19 protein-coding genes are annotated in these 20957 nt (G+C 62.0%); 18 read left to right on the forward strand and 1 reads right to left on the reverse strand.

From position 1 onward, the window contains the following. Window positions 1-2: 2 nt before the first annotated feature. Complete coding sequence (locus tag IB264_RS02650; protein ID WP_025425886.1) at window positions 3-2102, reverse strand: bifunctional rhamnulose-1-phosphate aldolase/short-chain dehydrogenase; 2100 nt, start codon at window positions 2100-2102, stop codon at window positions 3-5. A 203-nt stretch (window positions 2103-2305) separates the two neighbouring features. Between IB264_RS02650 and IB264_RS02655 the strand changes: the two genes are divergently transcribed. From IB264_RS02655 to fliF, 18 genes are all read left to right on the forward strand, one after another. Then, a complete protein-coding gene (locus IB264_RS02655; protein ID WP_025425887.1) occupies window positions 2306-3118 on the forward strand; it encodes a DeoR/GlpR family DNA-binding transcription regulator in 813 nt (270 codons plus the stop codon). Between the two features lie 126 nt (window positions 3119-3244). Further along, window positions 3245-4234: a rhamnose ABC transporter substrate-binding protein gene (gene rhaS / locus IB264_RS02660; RefSeq protein WP_025425888.1), complete on the forward strand. Its 990-nt coding sequence runs from the start codon at window positions 3245-3247 to the stop codon at window positions 4232-4234. A gap of 253 nt (window positions 4235-4487) precedes the next feature. Further along, entirely contained in the window at window positions 4488-5984 is a 1497-nt protein-coding gene (locus IB264_RS02665; RefSeq protein WP_025425889.1) for a sugar ABC transporter ATP-binding protein, read from the forward strand. Further along, window positions 5981-6961 (forward strand): ABC transporter permease, encoded by a 981-nt coding sequence (locus IB264_RS02670; protein WP_025425890.1) that lies wholly within the window; start codon window positions 5981-5983, stop codon window positions 6959-6961. The genes IB264_RS02665 and IB264_RS02670 overlap by 4 nt, the downstream gene beginning before the upstream one ends. After that, complete coding sequence (locus IB264_RS02675) at window positions 6961-7965, forward strand: ABC transporter permease (RefSeq protein ID WP_025425891.1); 1005 nt, start codon at window positions 6961-6963, stop codon at window positions 7963-7965. Before IB264_RS02670 ends, IB264_RS02675 begins: the two co-directional genes overlap by 1 nt. A 7-nt stretch (window positions 7966-7972) precedes the next feature. After that, the gene (gene rhaM / locus IB264_RS02680) at window positions 7973-8287 is read left to right on the forward strand and encodes an L-rhamnose mutarotase (protein ID WP_025425892.1); all 315 of its coding nucleotides are present in this window, start codon (window positions 7973-7975) and stop codon (window positions 8285-8287) included. A gap of 4 nt (window positions 8288-8291) precedes the next feature. After that, on the forward strand, window positions 8292-9683 hold the full coding sequence (locus IB264_RS02685; protein ID WP_025425893.1) for an FGGY-family carbohydrate kinase: 1392 nt from the start codon (window positions 8292-8294) through the stop codon (window positions 9681-9683). 700 nt (window positions 9684-10383) lie between these two features. Beyond that, complete coding sequence (locus IB264_RS02690; protein WP_025425895.1) at window positions 10384-12006, forward strand: globin-coupled sensor protein; 1623 nt, start codon at window positions 10384-10386, stop codon at window positions 12004-12006. Window positions 12007-12047: 41 nt separating this feature from the next. Beyond that, window positions 12048-12341, forward strand: coding sequence for an STAS domain-containing protein (locus IB264_RS02695; RefSeq protein WP_025425896.1), 294 nt, complete (start codon window positions 12048-12050; stop codon window positions 12339-12341). 3 nt (window positions 12342-12344) lie between these two features. Further along, a complete protein-coding gene (locus tag IB264_RS02700) occupies window positions 12345-12710 on the forward strand; it encodes a response regulator (RefSeq protein WP_025425897.1) in 366 nt (121 codons plus the stop codon). Between the two features lie 19 nt (window positions 12711-12729). Beyond that, window positions 12730-15018: a chemotaxis protein CheA gene (locus tag IB264_RS02705; RefSeq protein ID WP_025425898.1), complete on the forward strand. Its 2289-nt coding sequence runs from the start codon at window positions 12730-12732 to the stop codon at window positions 15016-15018. A 5-nt stretch (window positions 15019-15023) separates the two neighbouring features. Further along, a complete protein-coding gene (locus IB264_RS02710; RefSeq protein WP_025425899.1) occupies window positions 15024-15494 on the forward strand; it encodes a chemotaxis protein CheW in 471 nt (156 codons plus the stop codon). Continuing rightward, entirely contained in the window at window positions 15491-16399 is a 909-nt protein-coding gene (gene cheR, locus IB264_RS02715; RefSeq protein WP_025425900.1) for a protein-glutamate O-methyltransferase CheR, read from the forward strand. The genes IB264_RS02710 and cheR overlap by 4 nt, the downstream gene beginning before the upstream one ends. Continuing rightward, window positions 16396-17454, forward strand: a complete 1059-nt coding sequence (locus IB264_RS02720) for a chemotaxis response regulator protein-glutamate methylesterase (protein ID WP_025425901.1) — start codon at window positions 16396-16398, stop codon at window positions 17452-17454. Before cheR ends, IB264_RS02720 begins: the two co-directional genes overlap by 4 nt. After that, window positions 17454-17843, forward strand: coding sequence for a response regulator (locus IB264_RS02725; RefSeq protein WP_025425902.1), 390 nt, complete (start codon window positions 17454-17456; stop codon window positions 17841-17843). Before IB264_RS02720 ends, IB264_RS02725 begins: the two co-directional genes overlap by 1 nt. Then, window positions 17840-18394 carry a chemoreceptor glutamine deamidase CheD gene (gene cheD, locus IB264_RS02730; protein ID WP_025425903.1) on the forward strand — a complete coding sequence of 185 codons (555 nt, stop codon included), beginning with the start codon at window positions 17840-17842 and terminating at the stop codon, window positions 18392-18394. The genes IB264_RS02725 and cheD overlap by 4 nt, the downstream gene beginning before the upstream one ends. A gap of 72 nt (window positions 18395-18466) precedes the next feature. Then, window positions 18467-18859, forward strand: a complete 393-nt coding sequence (locus IB264_RS02735; protein WP_025425904.1) for a hypothetical protein — start codon at window positions 18467-18469, stop codon at window positions 18857-18859. Window positions 18860-19231: 372 nt separating this feature from the next. Further along, window positions 19232-20908, forward strand: a complete 1677-nt coding sequence (gene fliF, locus IB264_RS02740; protein ID WP_025425905.1) for a flagellar basal-body MS-ring/collar protein FliF — start codon at window positions 19232-19234, stop codon at window positions 20906-20908. Window positions 20909-20957 lie beyond the last annotated feature (49 nt).

The following is a 20957-nucleotide window of genomic DNA, read 5'->3' on the forward strand; positions in this document are numbered from 1 at the left end:
GATCAGCGGGTGAACGACTGGGCATTGCCCGCGTCGACATTGACGATGTTGCCGGTCGATTTCGCCGACATGTCCGAGGCGAGGAAGTAGATCGCCTCGGCGATATCCTCCGGGAAGACGCTGAGCTTCAGCATCGAGCGTTCGCGGTAGTGCGCCTCGAGGTCGTCGACATCCATCTTGTAGGCGGCGGCGCGCTGCTCTTTCCACTCGCCGGTCCAGATTTTCGAGCCGCGCAGCACGGCGTCCGGGTTGACGACGTTGACGCGGATCTGGGCGGACGCGCCCTCGAGCGCCAGGCAACGGGCGAGGTGGATCTCGGCTGCCTTTGCGGTGCAGTAGGCCGATGCGCCGGGCGACGCGGCAAGACCATTTTTGGAAGCAACGAAGACGACGTTGCCGCCGGCCTTCTGGTTGCGGAAGACCCGGAAGGCCTCGCGCGAGACGAGGAAGTAGCCCGTCGCAAGGATGTCCATGTTCTTGTTCCAGAGCGCCAGCGTCGTATCCTCGACCGCGGCGGAGGAGGCAAGGCCGGCATTCGACACCAGGATGTCGAGACCGCCGAAGGCTAAAAGCGTATCGCCGAAGCCACCTTCTACCGCCGCCTCGCTGGTCACGTTCATGCTGAGCGAACGCACGAAATCCTTGCCGTGGCGGGCCGCAAGCTCGCTTTCGGCGCTAGCAAGCGCCGTTTCGTCGATATCGGCGATGACGACGCAGGCACCTTCCTGCATCAGCCGGTGTGCCGTTGCCTTGCCGATGCCGCCGGCGCCGCCAGTCACCAGCGCGATGCGTCCCGCAAGGCTTTTTGGCTTCGGCATGCGCTGAAGCTTGGCTTCCTCGAGCAGCCAGTATTCGATGTCGAAGGCTTCCTGTTCCGGCAGGCCGACATAGGTCGAGACGCCGGATGCGCCGCGCATGACATTGATGGCGTTGACGTAGAATTCGCCGGAGATGCGCGCCGTCGCCTTGTCCTTGGCAAAGGTGATCATGCCGACGCCGGGCACCAAGTAGACGACCGCGTTCGGATCGCGCATGGCGGGGCTGTCTGCATGTTTGCAGCGCTCGTAGTAGGCGGCGTAATCGGCGCGATAGGCAGCGATTGCGTCGGCAAGCCCGGCAAGGGTCTTTTCGATGTCTGCAGCGGCAGGATCGAAATCGACGACAAGCGGGCAGATCTTGGTTCTGAGGAAATGATCCGGGCAGCTGGTGCCGAGCGCTGCCAGCGGCTTGAGATCCTTGGCGGTCACGAAGTCGAGCACCGCCTGGCTGTCGTCGAAATGTCCGACCTTGCGCTCGTCGGCGCTGATCAGGCCGCGGATGACCGGCATCAACCGTTTGGCAATCGCCACCCGGTCGCTCGCATCGAGCGTCGGCTTGGCCACGCCGCCGAAGGCCGGCCTGGTGTTTTCCGTCTCGAACCAGGCGATCGCCTTGTTGATGATTTCGACGGTGGTCTCGTAAGCTTCTCTGGCCGTGTCGCCCCAGGTGAAGAGGCCATGGCTTTCAAGCACGACGCCGCGGGCGGACGGATTCTCCAGGCAGAACTTTTCCAGCCAGAGGCCGAGTTCGTAGCCCGGGCGCTTCCAGGGCAGCCAGCCGATGTCGTTGCCGAAGATTTTTGCCGTCAATTCCCTGCTGTTTTTGGAGGCCGCTATCGCGATGATCGCATCGGGATGCATGTGATCGACGTGCTTTTTCGGAACATAGGCGTGCAGCGGCGTGTCGATCGAGGCGGCGCGCGGGTTGAGGTTGAACGTGCAATGCGGAAGATAGCCGACCATCTCGTCTTCGAAGGCGACGCCGCGATAGATGCCTTTCAGGGCATTCAGCTTGTCCATGCAAAGCGTGGCGAAGCCGTCCATCTTGATCGTGCCGACGTCGCCGCCAGAGCCCTTGACCCAGAGGACTTCGACCGTGCCGCCGCCGAGCGGGTCCTTCTCCATCACCTTGGCCGAGGTATTGCCGCCGCCGTAGTTGGTGATGCGCTTGTCGGAGCCGAGCAGGTTCGAACGATAGAGAAGACGTTCGGCCTCGCTCATGCCGGCCGCCTTCGTCTCATCCCATAGATTGGCAAGCCGCGCGCCCTGTTGCTTGTCGAGCATCTCGAAAATCCTCCCGGTCCGTTGCCACGCGGCTTGGCGGCCGCGTGGAGATGTGGTTGGCATCAGATCACATGGCCCGAGAGTCATTGTCAATCAAAAACGATCAAATTCGCGCATGTCGCACTGCACAATGAAAAAATATGATTGATTGTGATTGACAATGTTTGGTCGTGATGGAAGCATGCAAATTATCGGAGGAGCGAATGCACGAGAAAGAAAGACATCGGATCATTCTGTCGGCGGTTCAGGAAAAGCCCGTGGTCACGGTGCCGGAACTGGTCGATCTGACCGACAGTTCCGAGGCGACGATCCGGCGCGATATCGCGGCGCTCCACGTGCAGAAGCGGTTGCGGCGCGTGCGCGGCGGGGCGGAAGCGATCAATCCGCCGCAGTTCGTCGGGCTGGCCGGGCGACCCTTCAAGGTCAATGAAAGCCTGCATGCGCGGGAGAAGCAGGCGATCGCCAAGGAGGCGGTGGCGCTGTGCGAAGATGGCGAGCCGATCATCATCAATGGCGGCACGACGACCTTCCAGATGGTGCACTTTCTCACCAATCGCCGGATGCAGGTCTTCACCAACTCGTTTCCGATCGCCGAGCATCTGCTCAAGCACTCGAAAAACACGGTGATGCTGTCGGGCGGCACGATCTACCGCGAGCAGAACATCATCCTCAGTCCGTTCGACAATGACGTGACGCGCAATTTCTATGCGCGCCGCATGTTCATGGGCGCCCAGGGGCTTGGTCCGCTCGGTCTGATGGAGGCGGATCCGCTGCTGATCCAGGCCGAGCAGAAACTGATCGATCAGGCCGACGAGCTCGTCGTGCTCGTCGACTCGTCGAAATTTCACAAGCGCTCCAGCCTCATCCTGTGCGGATTGAAGCGGATCGCCACTGTGATCACGGATTCGGGCATCGAGGACAGGCATGCTGCGATGCTCGAAAATGCCGGCGTGCGATTGGTGATCGCCAACGCCAGGTCCGGCGCTGACGCGGAGAATGCATCCTCGACCGCTTGAGACGGCCGAGGGGAGGGGAAGGATCGGCACCGGTCGGAAAAGACCGGGCCGGTTGCGAATTCGAGAAGGTTAGTACCGGACGATGCGGTCATCCCGATCGCGTTCCGGTCCATGGGAGGAGTGGAAATGAAGATCCTGAAATCATTGATGGTCACGGCCGCCGTGTCGTTGGCGCTGATGGCCAATGCCGCACATGCGGAAAACAAGAAGATCGCCCTGGTCGTCAAGGCGCTCGGCATCGGCTTCTTCGAGGCTGCCAACAAGGGCGCGCAGGAAGCCGCAAAGGAACTGGGCGACGTCGAGGTGATCTACACCGGTCCAACGACGACGACCGCTGAAGGCCAGATCGAGGTGATCAACTCGCTGATCGCCCAGAAGGTCGATGCCATCGCTGTTTCCGCCAACGACACCGATGCTCTCGTTCCGGCGCTGAAGAAGGCGATGGATCGTGGCATCAAGGTGATCTCCTGGGATTCCGGGGTCGCCAAGGACGGCCGCCAGATGCACCTCAACCCGTCGTCAAATCCATTGATCGGCAACATGATCATCAAGCTCGCCGCCGACAACCTGCCGGATGGCGGCGATGTCGCCGTGCTCTCGGCTTCGGCGACAGCCACGAACCAGAACACCTGGATCGAGGAAATGAAGAAGGTTCAGGGCAACTACAAGGGCATCAATGTCGTCGCGACCGTCTACGGCGATGACCTTGCCGACAAGTCTTACCGCGAAACGCAAGGGCTCATTCAGTCCTATCCCAACCTGAAGGCGATCATCGCGCCGACCTCGGTCGGTATCGTTGCTGCGGCACAGGCCGTCACCGATGCCGGCAAGATCGGCCAGATCAATGTCACGGGCCTCGGCCTTCCCTCGGAGATGGCCGGTCACGTGAAGTCGGGCGCATCCAAGTCCTTCGCGATCTGGAACCCGATCGATCTCGGCTATTCCGCAACGATGATCGCCTATGATCTCGTCAACGGTGCCGAAGCCAAGCCCGGCGCGGAATTGAAGATGGGCCGCATGGGCGCTGTGAAGCTCGACGACAACAACGAAGGCGCCATGGCCGACCCGTTCGTCTACGACGCCTCGAACGTCGAAGAGTTCGCAAAGATCTTCTGATCGGCGAGGGGCGGTTACCTCTCACCCGGCCTGCCGGCCACCTTCTCCCCGTTTGACGGGGAGAAGGGAAACATGCGGCGATGCTCCGCTCCTAATGGGCGTCGGCGTAAGCGGCGACACGCCAACGGGTCCCCTCTCCCCGCGAGCGAGGAGAGGGTTAGGGTGAGGGGCAATTTTGCAGACGTGGCGCCTTGGATGTCAGGCCCACAAATCAGGCGGATGGAATGTGTTGCAGGATACGATCACATCGCGGATGAAGCCCGCCATTGCGCTTGAAGGCATCTCCAAGTCCTTTCCCGGCGTCAAGGCATTGTCCGACGTTTCGCTGTCGCTCTATCCGGGCTCCGTGACGGCACTCGTCGGTGAGAACGGTGCGGGCAAGTCGACCCTCGTCAAGATATTGACGGGCATCTATCAGCCTGATGGAGGCAGCATCCGCGTTGCGGATGCGGAAACCGCCTTCCCGACCGCGCTTTCTGCTGCAAGGGCAGGCGTAACCGCCATCCATCAGGAAACGGTTCTGTTCGACGAACTGTCCGTCGCTGAAAACATCTTCCTCGGCCATGCCCCGCGCAACCGTTTCGGCCTGATCGACTGGAATAAGCTCAATGCGGATGCACGTGCGCTCTTGCATCGCGCCGGCGCTGATTTCGATCCGACGATCCGGCTGCGCGATCTCGGCATTGCCAAGAAACATCTGGTGGCGATCGCCCGGGCTCTGTCGGTCGATGCCCGCGTCGTGATCATGGACGAACCGACGGCGGCGCTGTCGCACAAGGAAATTCACGAACTCTACGCGCTCGTCGAACGGCTGAAGGCCGACGGCAAGGCGATCCTCTTCATTAGCCACAAATTCGATGAGATCTTCCGCATCGCCGATCGCTACACCGTGTTTCGCGACGGAACGATGGTCGGCGAGGGGCTGATCGCCGATGTCAGTCAGGACGATCTCGTGCGCATGATGGTCGGCCGCGCCGTCGGCTCCGTCTATCCGAAGAAGGACGTAGCCATCGGCGACCCCGTTCTGACAGTCTCCGGCTACCGTCACCCGACCGAGTTCGAGGACATTAACTTTGAACTGAGACGTGGCGAAATTCTTGGCTTCTATGGGCTGATCGGCGCGGGCCGCTCCGAATTCATGCAGTCGCTGATCGGCATCACCCGCCCGTCGGCAGGTGCCATCAGGCTGGATGGCGAAATCCTGGTGATCCGCAATCCGTCCGAGGCGATCAGGAGCGGTATCGTCTATGTGCCAGAGGAGCGTGGGCGTCAGGGCGCGATCATCGGCTTGCCGATCTTCCAGAACGTGACGCTGCCGTCGCTGTCGCGCACCTCGCGCTCCGGCTTCCTCAAACTTGCCAACGAGTTCGCGCTTGCGCGGGAATATACGTCTAGGCTCGATCTGCGGGCCGCCTCCCTCGATCAGGACGTCGGCACGCTTTCGGGCGGCAACCAGCAGAAGGTGGTCATCGCCAAATGGCTGGCGACCAAGCCGAAGGTGATCATTCTTGATGAACCGACCAAGGGCATCGACATCGGCTCCAAGGCCGCGGTGCACGCCTTCATGAGTGAGCTTGCCGCACAGGGCCTCAGCGTCATCATGGTCTCATCGGAAATCCCCGAAATCATGGGCATGTCGGATCGCGTCATCGTCATGCGCGAGGGCCGCATTGTCGGCCGCTTCGAGCGGGAAGAATTGACGGCGGAAAAGCTGGTGCGTGCCGCCGCCGGCATTGCGGAGGCCGCATGATGGCCAAGCTCCTGAAAAACCGTGAACTGCTGCTTGTCGGCGCGATCCTGGTGCTGGTCGTCCTGATCGCCTGGCGCTTCCCGCCCTTCATTGCGCCGACCAATCTGGCACGCGTCTACAACGACACCTCGATCCTCATCATCCTGGCGCTCGGCCAGATGGCCGTGATCCTGACGCGCTGCATCGATCTGTCCATGGCGGCAAACCTGGCGCTTTCCGGCATGGTCGCGGCAATGCTGAACGCCGCGTTCCCCGGCCTGCCGATCCCCGTCATCCTCCTGTCGGCCATAGCGCTCGGCGCGGTGCTCGGGATGATCAATGGGGCCCTGGTCTGGAAACTCGACATCCCGCCGATCGTTGTCACTCTCGGCACGCTGACGATCTATCGCGGCCTGATCTTCCTCTTGACCAACGGCAAGTGGATCAATGCCCACCAGATGAGCGATGCCTTCAAGAGCTTTCCGCGCACTGATCTTGCCGGCATTCCCGTGCTGTCCTGGCTCTCGGTCGTCACGGTCGCGGCGATCTTCCTGGTGATAAGCCGCACGCCGCTCGGGCGGGCCTTCTTCGCCGTCGGCGGCAATCCGCATGCGGCTGTCTATACCGGCATCGACGTCGGCCGGACGCGCTTCTTTGCCTATTGCCTCTCGGGGACGCTTGCCGGGCTGTCCGGCTATCTCTGGGTGTCGCGCTATGCCGTTGCCTATGTCGATATTGCCGCCGGCTTCGAACTCGACATCATCGCCGCCTGCGTCATCGGCGGCATCTCGATCGCCGGTGGCATCGGTTCGGTGCCGGGAGCGGTGCTCGGCGCGCTGTTCCTCGGTGTGATCAAGAACGCTCTGCCGGTCATCAACATCTCGCCCTTTGCCCAGATGGCGATTTCCGGCATGGTCATCATAACGGCCGTTGCCGTCAATGCGCGTGCCGAACGGCGCAAGGGACGCGTCATCCTCAAAAAGGCGGAGGCTGTCTGATGGCAGAAACGCATCTCTCCCCCCGCAACATTCCCGATCGCCTCGAAGGGCGCGGCGCGCGCCTGCTGAAGAGTTGGGAAAGCCTGCTGTTCGTCGTCGCCTGCCTCATCTTCATCGGCAATTCGCTGGCCTCACCCTATTTCCTCGACCCGTGGAACCTGTCCGACGCCACCTTCAACTTCACCGAAAAGGCGATGATCGCCTTCGCCATGGCGCTGGTGATCATTTCAGGCGAGATCGATCTCTCGGTCGCCTCGATCATCGCGCTCGCCTCGACGGCGATGGGTTATGCCGTCCAGCTCGGCTTCGACACGCCGGCGCTGGTGGTTGTCGGACTTTCGGTCGGGCTCGCCTGCGGCGTCGTCAACGGCCTGCTGATCACCGGTCTCGGCCTGCCGTCGATTGTCGTCACTATCGGTACGATGAGCCTGTTTCGTGGCCTCTCCTTCATCATCCTTGGCGATCAGGCCTTCACCGGCTATCCCGGAAGCTTCTCCTGGTTCGGGCAGGGCTATGTCTGGTGGGTGTTCTCGTTCGAGTTCACGCTCTTTGTCGTCCTGGCCGTGATCTATGGCGTCGTGCTGCACAAGACCAATTTCGGCCGCGCCGTCTACGCGATCGGCAACAACCAGACGGCCGCGCTGTTCTCCGGTATCCGCGTCGGCCGCGTGAAGTTCACGCTGTTTCTGCTCACCGGCCTGATGGCGGGGCTTGCCTCGATCTGCCTGACCTCGCGCCTCGGCTCCACCCGACCGTCGATCGCGCTTGGTTGGGAGCTGGAAGTCGTGACCATGGTGGTGCTTGGCGGCGTCAGCATTCTCGGTGGCTCCGGTACCATACCGGGGGTCGTGCTTGCGGCCCTGATTATGGGCATGGTCACCTTCGGCTTCGGGCTCCTGAACGTGCCGGGCATCGTCATGTCGATCTTCATCGGTTTGCTGTTGATCTCGGTGATCGCCCTGCCCATCCTGTGGCGACGCGCCCGCCGCCGTCTTGCCCACTGAGGTTTCCATGGAAAAATACGCCTTCCGTATGCGGCTCAATCCGGGAATGGCCGCCGAATATACCGCACGTCACGATGCCATCTGGCCGGAGCTGGTGACCCTGTTGAAGGAGGCCGGTATTTCGGACTACTCCATCCATCTCGACGAGGAGAACGATCTGCTCTTCGGCGTCCTCTGGCGAGCGGACGACCACGGCATGGCCGATCTGCCCTCCCATCCGGTGATGCGGAAGTGGTGGGCTCATATGGCCGACATCATGGAAACCCGCGAGGATAACGATCCGGTCGCCGTACCGCTCAAAACCGTTTTTCACATGAGCTGACCCGATGCGGATCGTGGGCGTCATTGACATCGGCAAGACCAATGCCAAGGTCGCAGCGGTTGATCTCGATCGCTTCGAAGAGGTTGCCGTGCGCAAGACCGCAAACCGTGTCGTCGCGGGCGAGCCCTATCCGCATTTCGATGTCGAGCGTCTCTGGGCCTTCGTGCTCGATAGCCTGACGGCGCTCCAGGCCGAGCATCCCTTGCAAGCGATCTCGATCACCACCCACGGCGCAACCGCGGTTGTCCTCGACGAGGCCGGCGACCTTGCCTTGCCGGTGCTGGACTATGAATTCGTCGGGCCGGATACCCTGTCGGAAGCCTATGAGGCCGTTCGTCCGCCTTTTGCCGAAACCGGCTCCGCGCGCCTGCCTATGGGCCTGAATGTCGGCGCGCAGCTGTTCTGGCAGCAGCAGACCTTTCCCGACGCCTTCGCCAGGATCGCAACGATCCTGACCTATGCGCAATACTGGACCTTCCGGCTGACCGGCGTGCGCGTCAACGAACTGACCTCGCTCGGTTGCCACACCGACCTCTGGAACCCGACGGAAGGCGCCTTCTCGACGCTGGTGGAAGGCCAGGGCTGGCGGCACCTGTTTGCGCCCGTCCGCAAGGCAGACGATATCGTCGGCAAGCTGCTGCCCGAGCTTTGCCTCGCCACCGGCATTCCCGCGGGTACGCCTATCTACTGCGGCATCCACGATTCCAACGCGTCGTTGCTGCCGCATCTGCTGACCCGAACGACGCCGTTTTCCGTGGTGTCGACCGGCACCTGGGTCGTGATGCTGGCGGTTGGCGCCGCCAAAGTGACGCTCGATGAACATCGCGACACACTGATCAACGTCAACGCTCTCGGCGACCCGGTTCCCTCGGCGCGTTTCATGGGCGGTCGTGCCTTCTCGCTGCTGCTCGGCGACGGCACGACGCCCACCGCGTTTGAAGACGAGGAGGCCGTCATTGCGGCAGGGCACATGCTGTTGCCTTCGCTTCCCGAAGGCTCCGGACCTTTCCCATCCGCCAAGGCGCGCTGGACGGTGGACGAGGAGAAGCTGACGCCGGCCGGCAGGGTCGCCGCCGTTTCTTTCCATCTGGCATTGATGACGGCGACATGCCTCGATCTCATCGGGGCGCGAGGGGATATCGTGGTCGAGGGACCGTTCGCTGCAAACGCCGCCTATTTGCGCATGCTTCAGGCGGCAACGGGGCGCCCGGTCCTTGCCGACAGCCACAACGTGACCGGCACCAGCCTCGGGGCTGCAAGTCTTGTCGACGGCCGCCACGTGCGGACCGGCGTGCAGGCCTTCGCCGGCCCCGTGCCTGAGAGCTTTGTGCACTATGCAGAAAACTGGCGGTCGCTAACGAAAAGCCATGTGCAACAGGCCAATGGCAACCAGTAACGGTGAAATATAGGAGAGTAACGGTGCCGCATGAAGTGCGCGGTTGACGACGATGGCGTTCGTTTTTTCGCTTAGAAAACCGAGCTGCGGTTCGTCGAGCGGTTATGCTCGAGATTGAGCACGATGGATACGGCCATCATTGTCAGGATTGCTGTGAGAGCGGCGCCAATTCCAAGAACAATCATTGTTCGTTTCCCGTCAGCGCATCGTCATGATGTCGCTTTGCTTGCTGCAAAGGTTTCTTCCGCGCGATCTGCGCCCACTTCACGTTCGCTTCGATACGCGAGCGCAAGTAGAAGTACAATTCTAAACTCTTGTGAGTGAAAACCTGTTGAAATTCGGGGTCAATAGTGCGGCATTGCTGCGCCGCAAAAACAGCGCCAGGAAACACCCGGCGAATTTTAGTGATTCCGGTTACAGGCCATCGACCGTTAACCTTCAAGCAAGGAATTAACCATAAACATTGTCCCACACGTCGGAATGGGAAAATTCACAGTCTCCTCAAGGCATGATGCCGCCCCGCCGTACCGGTTCCGGTCCGGTATCGATTCTTCACCGAATTTACTTGCGGGATGGACGATAGCAGACGCCCAAGCGGCGGGGGCTGATCTCATTGATGTGGCGTGCACGTCCGGTGGACCGTGGACCGTCCGGATACTCCCCAGGCAAATTCCAAGCATGCAAAGCCGGGGATTTAGCGTTGAGGCAGGAAGCATCGTCAGAACAGGCAAGGAAGGGCCAGGCAGGCAGTCTGCTGGAGCGCTTGCGCTTTGCCGGGCTCGACGACGAGAGTTGTTCCCGCGTCCGCGACACCAGGCAGAAACTTTCCCCTCGCATCGACGCAGCCCTTCGCGATCTCTTCCAGCGCCTGCAGAGCTATCCCGACGCAGCCCGCCATTTCGACAACGACCGGCAGCTCGATCGCCTGCAGGACATCCAGTCTTCGCACTGGAACGTGCTGACCGATGCCCGCTTTGACGGCCTCTATGCCGAGCGCGTCAAGGTGCTTGCCGACACATCGAACCGCATGGGCCTCGATCCGCGCTGGCAGATGGCAAGCCACGCCGTCGTGCTGGAACACTTGTTGGTCGGCCTCATCGAAGAGGCCTGGCCGAAGTCCTTCCTGCCGATGGGCAGGGGACGTCGCAAGGAACTGTGCGATCTGGTTGCGGCACTAGTCCGTACCGTTTTCGTCGACACCGAGATCGGCGTCTCGCTCCGCTTCAACGCCCTTCGCCAGCAGCATCAGCGCCAGCTCGCCGACCAGCACAGTGCCGACGAGCAGGCGGTAACGACCCTATTCGGCGACTTCGCCAAAGGCTTGAACGACGGCGACCTGGGCGTGCGCCTGTCCGAGAGCGCGCCGGATGCCTACCAGCCGATCGTCGCCAGCTTGAACGCGGCACTCGACACGATCCAGCAGAGCCTGCAGTCCGCCGATCAGCGCGGTCAGGCGGCGGAGACTTTCATTGGCCGTCTGCGCGACGGAGCGGCCGGTTTTTCCGACAAGGCGGCGGCTGAAGCCGATGCCCTCTCGGGTCAGCTCGCAGCGCTTGCCGACATGACCGAACGCATGGCGACGGGCTCGAGCCGCATCAGCGCCACCGAGATCAAAGCCACCGAGACAAGGGTTGCTGTCGAGCGCAGCGGCGAGATTGCCGGCCAGGCAATCTCCGCCATGGCCGACATCGAAGCGTCGGCCGAAAAGATCGGCCAGATCATCGGCGTCATCGACGAGATCGCCTTCCAGACCAACCTGTTGGCGCTGAATGCCGGCATCGAGGCTGCAAGGGCAGGCGACAGCGGCCGCGGCTTTGCCGTCGTCGCCCAGGAAGTGCGCGCGCTGGCGCAGCGCTCCGGCGAAGCGGCACGTGAAATCAAGCAGCTGGTGACGGGCACCAAGGCGCAGGTCGAGACCGGCGTCGAGATCGTCGGTCGCACTCAGGATGCGATCAGCAGCATCGTCCAGCAGGTCACATCGATCAATGCCGCCGTCTCCGGTATCGCCCGTGAGGCTGAACAACAGGTCGGCGATCTCAAGGGCGTTGCCTCTGACATCGGTGCGATTTCGCAGGCCGTGCAGGCAAGTGCCGCGATGGCGGGCGAGACGGTCCGGTCTTCCGACGACCTGCACAATGTCATCGTCGAGCTCGGCGAGACGATCCGCAGGTTCCGCGTTGAACGCCGCCACGCGGCCTCACCAACACCGGCCGCCAGCCAGGGACGCGGCCTCGTGGCTCCTGCGGCGATGGCCGACGATGAAATGGCGGCGCCATTGTTCGACGACGGTCCGCAACGTCAGTTCGCCGGTTGGCAACGCTGATCTCAAGGGCACTCAAGAGTTAGCAGTCGAGGAAAACAGGAATGGCCAGCAAAAAGACCGCTCAGAAGACGCTCAGCCTCGCTCCGGTGTTGGACCTGAACGAAGCGACAGCGCTGCATGAGAAGCTTTTGGGCCTGAAGGGCAGCGATCTCACGATCGACGCCTCGGCGGTCGAGCGGGTTGGAACGCTCTGCGTCCAGGTGCTGATGGCCGGCGCCAAGACTTGGGAAGAGGATCATTTGTCTTTCACCTTCAGCAAGGTGTCGGACGCTTTCGAGAAAACGACACAGCTCATCGGGGTCGATATCGATCACCTGATGGCAAAGGAGATTTGAAGAATGAAAAAGCGAGTTCTGACAGTCGACGACTCCCGGACGATCCGAAACATGCTTCTGGTCACGCTGAACAATGCCGGTTTCGAAACGATCCAGGCAGAGGACGGCGTCGAGGGCCTCGAGGTTCTCGAAGAAGCCAATCCGGATGTCATCGTCACCGACATCAACATGCCGCGTCTCGACGGCTTCGGCTTCATTGAAGGCGTGCGCAAGAACGACCGTTACCGCGCTATCCCGATCCTGGTCCTGACCACGGAAAGCGACGCCGAAAAGAAGAACCGCGCCCGTCAGGCCGGAGCTACCGGCTGGATCGTCAAGCCGTTCGACCCGACCAAACTGATTGATGCAATCGAGCGCGTAACGGCCTGAAGTCCGAGGATAGCCTCCAATGGATATGAACGAAATCAAAGAGATCTTCTTCCAGGAATGCGAGGAACAACTCGCCGAACTGGAATCGGGTCTGCTGAAGCTCAATGACGGCGACCGCGATCCGGAAACGGTCAATGCGGTGTTTCGCGCGGTGCACTCGATCAAGGGTGGCGCCGGCGCTTTCGGGCTCGACGACCTCGTCTCCTTCGCCCACGTGTTCGAGACGACACTTGATTGCGTTCGTTCCAACAGGCTCGACCCCGGTCCTGAGGTTCTGAAGGTGATGCTGAAGTCGGCCGACGTGCTCGCCGACCTGACGAACGCTGCCCGCGATGGCGGTAGCGTCGACGAGGCGCGCAGCCGCCAGTTGATCAAGGAACTCGAGGCGCTTGCCAACGGCGAGGTACCGCAGGCGTCGGCCGCTGCCGAGCCGGTCACCAAGGCCGCCCCGGTTGTAACGGCACCCGTCGCCAACGACGAAGGCTTCCAGCCCGTCGCGTTCTCCTTCGACGATTTCGAGGCAGACGAGCCGGCGCTGATGGAGATGCCGACCTACGAGATCGTCTTCAAGCCGAGATCCGATCTCTACGCCAAGGGCAACGAGGCAACGCTGCTTCTGCGCGACCTTTCCCGCCTTGGCGAGATGAGCATCCATTGCGACATGGACGCGCTTCCGGCGCTCGATCGCCTAAATCCGGAATCCGCCTACTTCTCCTGGAAGATCTCGTTGAAGACGGACAAGGGCGAGGACGCGATCCGCACCGTGTTCGAATTCGCCGAGTGGGATTGCGACCTCGAGATTTTGCTGGTCTCCGATGACACAGCCGCTCCGAGCGAAGAGCTGCCGATGCAGCCGGTGCCGTTCGACCTCTCGATCCTCGACGACGAGCCGGCTGTTTCGGTCGGCGTGATCGAGGAAGAAGAGCAGCTGGCAGCCCGGCAGGCGATCCGCGATGCGGCCGTCTCTGCCGCCGGCACGGCCAGCAACGTGCTGCAGATGGCCCAGTCGACCGCCCGTGCGCCTGTTGAAAAGTCGGCCGGTGCCGCCGCCAGTGCCGCGGCGCAATCCGCAGCCGCGCAGCAGGCAGCCGCATCCGCCGCGACACCGACCATCCGCGTCGATCTCGATCGCGTCGACCGCCTGATCAACCTCGTCGGCGAACTGGTGATCAACCAGGCGATGCTGTCGCAGAGCGTGGTCGAAAACGACGCCAACGGCACCTCGTCGATCAACATGGGCCTCGAGGAGCTGCAGCAGCTCACCCGCGAGATCCAGGACTCGGTGATGGCGATCCGCGCGCAGCCGGTAAAGCCGGTGTTCCAGCGCATGTCGCGCATCGTTCGCGAAATCGCCGACATGACCGGCAAGTCTGTCCGTCTCATCACCGAAGGCGAAAACACCGAAGTCGACAAGACGGTCATCGACAAGCTGGCCGAACCGCTGACGCACATGATCCGCAACGCCGTCGATCACGGCCTCGAAACGCCGGAGAAGCGTCTCGCCGCCGGCAAGAGCGCCGAAGGCACCGTGCGCCTGACGGCCAAGCACCGGTCGGGCCGCATCGTCATCGAGCTTGCCGACGACGGCGCCGGCATCAACCGCGAGAAGGTGCGCCAGAAGGCGATCGACAACGATCTGATCGCCGCCGATGCCAATCTCTCCGACGAGGAGATCGACAACCTGATCTTCCACGCCGGCTTCTCCACCGCCGACAAGATCTCCGACATCTCCGGCCGCGGCGTCGGCATGGACGTGGTCAAGCGCTCGATCCAGGCGCTCGGCGGCCGCATCAACATCTCCTCGAAGCCCGGCCACGGCTCGGTCTTCACCATGAGCCTGCCGCTGACGCTCGCCGTGCTTGACGGCATGGTGGTCACGGTCGCCAACCAGACGCTGGTGGTGCCGCTGACGGCGATCGTCGAGACCTTGCAGCCGGAAGCCGCCGCAATCCATTCGTTCGGCTCCAACCAGCGGCTGATATCGATCCGCAACTCCTTCTGCCCGCTGGTCGACGTCGGTCGCATCCTCAACTTCCGCGCCAGCCAGGCAAACCCGGTCGAAGGCGTCGCACTTCTGGTGGAATCCGAAGGTGGCGGCCAGCGCGCACTGATGGTCGACGCCATCCAGGGCCAGCGCCAGGTCGTCATCAAGAGCCTTGAGGCCAACTACACCCACGTGCCGGGCATCGCTGCGGCGACCATTCTTGGCGACGGTCGGGTGGCGCTCATCCTCGATGTCGACACGATCGTGGCCGCCTCGCGTGGCCATTCGCTGAAGGCTGAAATGTCTCTCGCTGCTGCTGGATGAATGCGATGACCTATGCCGCAAGGAATCTGACCACGGACGGACGAGAGCTGATTGCTTTCCGCGTCGGCGATCAGGAGTTCTGCGTGAACGTGATGTCCGTGCGCGAAATCCGCGGATGGACACCGGCGACTGCAATGCCGCATGCGCCGGCCTATATGCTCGGCATCATCAATCTGCGCGGCGCGGTGCTGCCGATCATCGATCTGTCGGCACGCCTCGGCATGAAGCCGGCCGAGCCGACCGTCCGCCATGTCATCATCGTCGCCCAGGTGAAGAACCAGGTCGTCGGCCTGCTGGTCGATGCCGTCTCCGACATACTGACGATTACCGATGACAAGATCCAGCCGACACCTGATGTCATCTCGTCCGAATTCGAAAGGAGCTTCGCCCGCGGCGTGCTCGCGATCGAAGGCCGGCTGATCTGCCTGATAGAACTCGAATCTGTCTTCCCGCAGGAAGAAAGGGAAGCAGCATGAGAAACCAGGCCATTCTGGAGCAGAAGCAGTCGCCCGATGAATGTTTGGCAAGCGGTGAGTATCCGCTGACGCGCCGCGATCTCAGTGAAATCGCAGCGATGATCTATGCCGATGCCGGCATCTATCTCAACGAGACCAAGGCATCGCTGGTCTATTCCCGCCTGTCGAAGCACATCCGCAACCTCGGTCTCAAGGGCTTCCGCGAGTACTGCCAGCTGGTCTCCTCGCCGGCAGGCGCTGCCGCCCGCCGCGACATGCTCTCGCATCTGACGACGAACTTCACCCGCTTCTTTCGCGAGAATCATCACTTCGAGCATCTGAAGACGGAGGTTCTGCCGGAGCTGATTGCCCGCGCCAAGGCCGGCGGTCGCGTGCGTATCTGGTCTGCGGCGTGCTCGGACGGGCAGGAGCCCTATTCGATCGCGCTGACGGTGCTGTCGCTGCTGCCGAACGCGGCCGATTACGACTTCCGCATTCTCGCGACCGATATCGACCCGAAGATCCTGACGCTGGCACGGGCCGGCGCCTATGATGCCACCGCGCTCGAAACGGTCAATCCGGCCATGCGCAAGCAATGGTTCGACGAGGTCAATGCCGGCGGCCGCTTCAAGTGGCAGATCGACGATCGCGTCAAGCGGCTCATCACCTTCAACGAGCTCAACCTGATGGCCCAATGGCCGTTCAAGGGGCCGTTCGATGTCATCTTCTGCCGCAACGTGGTGATCTATTTCGACGAGCCGACGCAGATGAAGATCTGGTCGCGTTTTGCCGGAATGCTCGGCACCAATGGACATCTCTACATCGGTCATTCCGAGCGCGTGTCGGGCGACGCCAAGTCGCAGTTCGACAATATCGGCATCACCACCTACCGCCATACCGGCAAGTTTCATGGAGGACGGGCATGACCGCACCCGCTCGCGTTCTCGTCGTCGACGACTCCGCCACCATGCGTGGCCTGATCACCGCAGTTCTCAATTCCGATCCCGGCGTGACCGTCGTCGGCCAGGCGGCCGATGCGATGGAAGCGCGCCAGGCGATCAAGCAGCTCGATCCCGATGTCGTCACGCTCGACATCGAGATGCCGAACATGAACGGCCTGGAATTCCTCGACAAGATCATGCGCCTGCGCCCGATGCCGGTCATCATGGTCTCGACGCTGACACACAAGGGTGCCGAGGCGACGATTGCAGCACTTGAAATCGGTGCGTTCGATTGCGTCGGAAAACCCCTTCCGGGCGATCCGAACCCCTTCGGCGATCTGATCGACAAGGTGAAGGCCGCAGCCCGCTCGCAGCGAAAGTTCATCATCACCGGCAACAAGGCGGCAGCGCCGACGGCGGCCAATGTCAACGGTGCCTCGGAATATCGGGCAGGGCGCAAGATCATCGCCATCGGCGCTTCCACCGGCGGCGTCGAGGCCCTGATCACCGTGTTGCAGAAGTTCCCGCCGAACTGCCCGCCGACTGTGATCACACAGCATATGCCGCACACCTTCACCAAGAGCTTTGCCGAGCGGCTCAATCGCCTGTGCGCACCGACGGTGCAGGAAGCAACCGATGGCGCACGCCTCGAAATCGGCAAGGTCTATCTGGCCCCGGGCGGCGAGCGCCACCTGCAGGTCTCCAATCCGACGGCGCCTTGCTGCCGTCTGGTCGATCGGGATCCGGTCAACGGCCACCGTCCTTCGGTCGACGTGCTGTTCGATTCGGTCGCCGAACTTGCCGGTCGCAATGCGATCGGCGTCATTCTGACTGGCATGGGCCGTGACGGCGCATCCGGTCTCCTGAAAATGCGGCATGCCGGGGCAAAGACCTTCGGACAAAACGAAAAGACGTGTGTCGTCTACGGTATGCCGAGAGTTGCCTATGAATTGGGCGCCGTCGAAACGCAGCTCCCCCTCGGTTCCATCGGGGAGGAGATACTGAAGACCGCGGCGTTCCGGAAGGAAGGAAGCGAATAATGTCCATCGCCGAAAAAATAAAAGTTCTGATCGTCGACGATCAGGTCACGAGCCGCCTGCTTTTGGGCGACGCCCTGCAGCAGCTGGGCTTCAAGCAGATCACCGCCGCCGGTGATGGGGAACAGGGCATGAAGATCATGGCCCAGAACCCGCATCACCTTGTCATCTCCGACTTCAACATGCCGAAGATGGATGGCCTTGGCCTGCTCCAGGCAGTGCGGTCGAACCCGGCTACCAAGAAGGCGGCCTTCATCATTCTGACGGCGCAGGGCGACCGCGCGCTGGTCCAGAAGGCGGCAGCGCTCGGAGCCAACAACGTGCTGGCCAAGCCGTTCACGATCGAAAAGATGAAGGCCGCGATCGAAGCCGTATTTGGGGCATTGAAATGAACATGGAAGCCGTCGGCAAGCGCGTGCATGTCATTCAGGGCGAGTACAAGGTCTTCAACGATCCCAATGTGGTGTTGTCGACCATTCTCGGTTCCTGCGTGGCCGCGTGCATGCGCGATCCCGTGGTCGGAGTCGGCGGCATGAATCATTTCCTGCTGCCGGGATCGGCGTCGTCGCCCGCTTCCGGCGGCGATGCGACCCGCTATGGGGTCCATCTCATGGAACTGCTGATCAACGGTCTGTTGAAGCAGGGCGCCCGGCGTGATCGGCTCGAGGCCAAGATCTTCGGCGGCGCCAAGACCATCGCCCGGTTTTCGAATGTCGGTGAGCAGAATGCCGCCTTTGCCCGGCAGTTCCTGCTTGACGAAGGCATCCGCATCGTCGGCGAGAGCACCGGCGGTGAACACGGCCGCAAGCTCGAATACTGGCCGTCGTCGGGACGCGCCCGTCAGTACGCACTGACAGGGGTGGAAACCCAGCGCACGGTCCAGCTGGAAGAGCGCCCGGTGATCGCGCCACGTCCGGTCGAAAGCTCCATCGAATTCTTCTGATCCTGCGGGGCATGCTCCGCAGGCGAACCACACGCCTGCACTATCGTCAGAAAAACCACGTGAGAACCGACAATGCAGACTGACTACCAGGGCCACATGCCGCACGTGGAAGAATCGCTGCCCGAAGTGTTGATGCGCGTCGTCACCGAACTTCACGACGTCGCCTATCTCATCGAACGGATCGAGCCTCAGCTGCTCGGCGGTCGGGGCGCCTCGGCACTCGACAATCGCGACGAGATGATGGTGCTGCAGGGCATCGATCTGGCCGTGCAGAAGACCCGCGGCCTGGCCGAGTTCATCGACACGATCACCGCCGTGATCCCCGATACCTGCCTCGTCGACGTGACCACGGCTGTTAGCCTGGTCAAGCTCGCCGACATGAAGAAGGCGCTGGGCAACGGCATGTTGCGTCACGGCCATTCGCAGCCGCTGACCAAGGCGGCGGGCGACTTTGAGGCGTTCTAAAGCCTTCCCAGGAAAAGTGCGGAGCGGTTTTCCGTCAGGGAACGCGTAAAAACAAAGAGAGCGTTTCCGCGCCCCGTTTAAGATGGACGCGCTCTTTTAAGATGGAAGCGCTCTGGCCTTTGGGCTGCATCGTCCGTCGGTGCAGCCAGATTTCTCTACAGCTATATCCCCCGATTTCCCCGAGACTGGCGGCGAAAGCCAAGTTCGCGCAAGTTTCGTTTCCTACGGTCCCGATCGGGGCTGATGGATTCGTGTGTGTTGGAAGTCGTTGCGGGGCACGCGACACCCACCAAACCCAAAATGTTGGAACTGCGCAGGGCGCTCGTCGGATGACCGGCTCGAATGTCCTGCGATACTGGGTGCGGAAACAGAATGAGTCTGTTGAATCAATTTTCGATGTTCACGAAGAACCTCGCCAGTCTGGGGCAAGGCAAGCTGATAGCGCTGGCGGCCGCCGGCATTGTCGCTGTCGGCATGGTCCTGGGGGCCGGTATCTACGTCAACAGGCCATCGTTCGAGACGCTCTATGTCGGGCTTGAGCGAAGCGACGTCACTCAAATCAGCATTGCGCTTGCAGAAGCCAACATCGACTTCAACGTCGGTGCGGATGGCGGCAGCATCCAGGTTCCCGTCGGCATGACCGGCAAGTCCCGTCTGCTCCTGGCCGAGCGCGGCCTGCCGAGCAGCGCCAATGCCGGCTACGAACTCTTCGACAATGTCGGCTCGCTCGGTCTGACCTCCTTCATGCAGGAAGTCACCCGGGTTCGCGCGCTTGAAGGCGAAATCGGCCGCACCATCCAGCAGATCTCCGGTATCGCCGCCGCCCGCGTCCACATCGTGATGCCTGAGCGTGGCAGCTTCCGTAAGGCAGACCAGAACCCGACCGCCTCGGTGATGATCCGCGCCAGCGCCACGGTCGGCCGCAATGCCGCAGCCTCCATCCGCCATCTCGTCGCCTCGTCCGTACCGGGGCTCGACTTCGATGACGTGACCATCCTCGATTCGACCGGCCAGCTTCTCGCCTCTGGCGACGATCCGGCCAACAGCGCCCTCAACCAGTCGCTGGGCGTGGTGCAGAATGTCCAGACCGAGCTTGAGAAGAAGATCGACAACGCGCTCGCCCCATTCCTCGGCATGGACAACTTCCGCACCAGCGTTACGGCTCGTCTGAACACCGACACGCAGCAGATCCAGGAAACGATGTTCGATCCGGAATCGCGCGTCGAACGCTCCACCCGTGTCACCAAGGAAGAGCAGAAGTCCAGCCAGCAGCAGCCGGACAATGCCGCAACCGTACAGCAGAACATCCCGCAGGCCGCTCCGCGCGGCGGTGCCGGCCCGCAGTCGAACGACCAGGCCGAGAAGAAGGAAGAACAGACCAACTACGAGATCAACAGCAAGACGATCGCCACCGTGAAGAACAGCTACACGGTCGAGCGCCTGTCGATTGCGGTGGTCGTCAATCGCGGCCGCCTTGCCGCCATGGTCGGTGAGCCGGTCGATCAGGCAAAGATCGATGCCTATCTTCAGGAGATGCAGAAGATCGTATCGTCAGCCGCCGGCATTGATGCGAACCGTGGCGACGTGGTGACGTTGAACGCCATGGACTTCGTCGAGACGCAGTTGCTTGACCAGGCCATCGCGGGTCCGGGTCTCATGGAGACGCTGACGCGCAATCTTGGCGGCATCATCAACGCGCTCGCCTTCGTCGTCGTCGCCTTCCTGGTGGTCTGGATGGGCATGCGGCCGCTGGCTCGGCAGCTCGGCCTTGGCGGAAGCTCCGGCCAGCTCGCCAACGAATCCGCCGGTCTCGAACTGCCCGATTTCTCCCCTGCGACAGCAGGTGCCGGTGGCGCCCTCATGGACGGCTTCGGCTCCGACTTCGGCTTCGACAGCACCGACGATCTGCTCAGCATGGGCGAAGACGCAGGCGCCTTCAACCGTCGCGTCAAGGAAGGACCGGAAAGGCGCCTTGCACGCATGGTCGAGATCAGCGAAGAGCGCGCCGCAAAGATCCTGCGCAAATGGGCTCTCGAGAAAGCCGCCTGATCACACACAGAAATCGTCTGATAGTGACAAATCCCGCCGCATCGGCGGG

The organism is Ensifer sp. ENS11 (assembly GCF_014851895.1).
Classification (GTDB): domain Bacteria; phylum Pseudomonadota; class Alphaproteobacteria; order Rhizobiales; family Rhizobiaceae; genus Ensifer; species Ensifer canadensis.

What these genes read in the sequence shown, in the direction of transcription:
- IB264_RS02665 (WP_025425889.1), top strand. Translation starts at nt 4,488, where the DNA reads ATGAAGCCCGCCATTGCGCTTGAAGGCATCTCCAAGTCCTTTCCCGGC.
- cheR (WP_025425900.1), top strand. Translation starts at nt 15,491, where the DNA reads ATGAGAAACCAGGCCATTCTGGAGCAGAAGCAGTCGCCCGATGAATGT.
- IB264_RS02710 (WP_025425899.1), top strand. Translation starts at nt 15,024, where the DNA reads ATGACCTATGCCGCAAGGAATCTGACCACGGACGGACGAGAGCTGATT.
- IB264_RS02705 (WP_025425898.1), top strand. Translation starts at nt 12,730, where the DNA reads ATGGATATGAACGAAATCAAAGAGATCTTCTTCCAGGAATGCGAGGAA.
- IB264_RS02675 (WP_025425891.1), top strand. Translation starts at nt 6,961, where the DNA reads ATGGCAGAAACGCATCTCTCCCCCCGCAACATTCCCGATCGCCTCGAA.
- rhaM (WP_025425892.1), top strand. Translation starts at nt 7,973, where the DNA reads ATGGAAAAATACGCCTTCCGTATGCGGCTCAATCCGGGAATGGCCGCC.
- cheD (WP_025425903.1), top strand. Translation starts at nt 17,840, where the DNA reads ATGAACATGGAAGCCGTCGGCAAGCGCGTGCATGTCATTCAGGGCGAG.
- IB264_RS02735 (WP_025425904.1), top strand. Translation starts at nt 18,467, where the DNA reads ATGCAGACTGACTACCAGGGCCACATGCCGCACGTGGAAGAATCGCTG.
- IB264_RS02720 (WP_025425901.1), top strand. Translation starts at nt 16,396, where the DNA reads ATGACCGCACCCGCTCGCGTTCTCGTCGTCGACGACTCCGCCACCATG.
- IB264_RS02700 (WP_025425897.1), top strand. Translation starts at nt 12,345, where the DNA reads ATGAAAAAGCGAGTTCTGACAGTCGACGACTCCCGGACGATCCGAAAC.
- IB264_RS02685 (WP_025425893.1), top strand. Translation starts at nt 8,292, where the DNA reads ATGCGGATCGTGGGCGTCATTGACATCGGCAAGACCAATGCCAAGGTC.
- fliF (WP_025425905.1), top strand. Translation starts at nt 19,232, where the DNA reads ATGAGTCTGTTGAATCAATTTTCGATGTTCACGAAGAACCTCGCCAGT.
- IB264_RS02670 (WP_025425890.1), top strand. Translation starts at nt 5,981, where the DNA reads ATGATGGCCAAGCTCCTGAAAAACCGTGAACTGCTGCTTGTCGGCGCG.
- IB264_RS02695 (WP_025425896.1), top strand. Translation starts at nt 12,048, where the DNA reads ATGGCCAGCAAAAAGACCGCTCAGAAGACGCTCAGCCTCGCTCCGGTG.
- IB264_RS02650 (WP_025425886.1), bottom strand. Translation starts at nt 2,102, where the DNA reads ATGCTCGACAAGCAACAGGGCGCGCGGCTTGCCAATCTATGGGATGAG.
- rhaS (WP_025425888.1), top strand. Translation starts at nt 3,245, where the DNA reads ATGAAGATCCTGAAATCATTGATGGTCACGGCCGCCGTGTCGTTGGCG.
- IB264_RS02725 (WP_025425902.1), top strand. Translation starts at nt 17,454, where the DNA reads ATGTCCATCGCCGAAAAAATAAAAGTTCTGATCGTCGACGATCAGGTC.
- IB264_RS02655 (WP_025425887.1), top strand. Translation starts at nt 2,306, where the DNA reads ATGCACGAGAAAGAAAGACATCGGATCATTCTGTCGGCGGTTCAGGAA.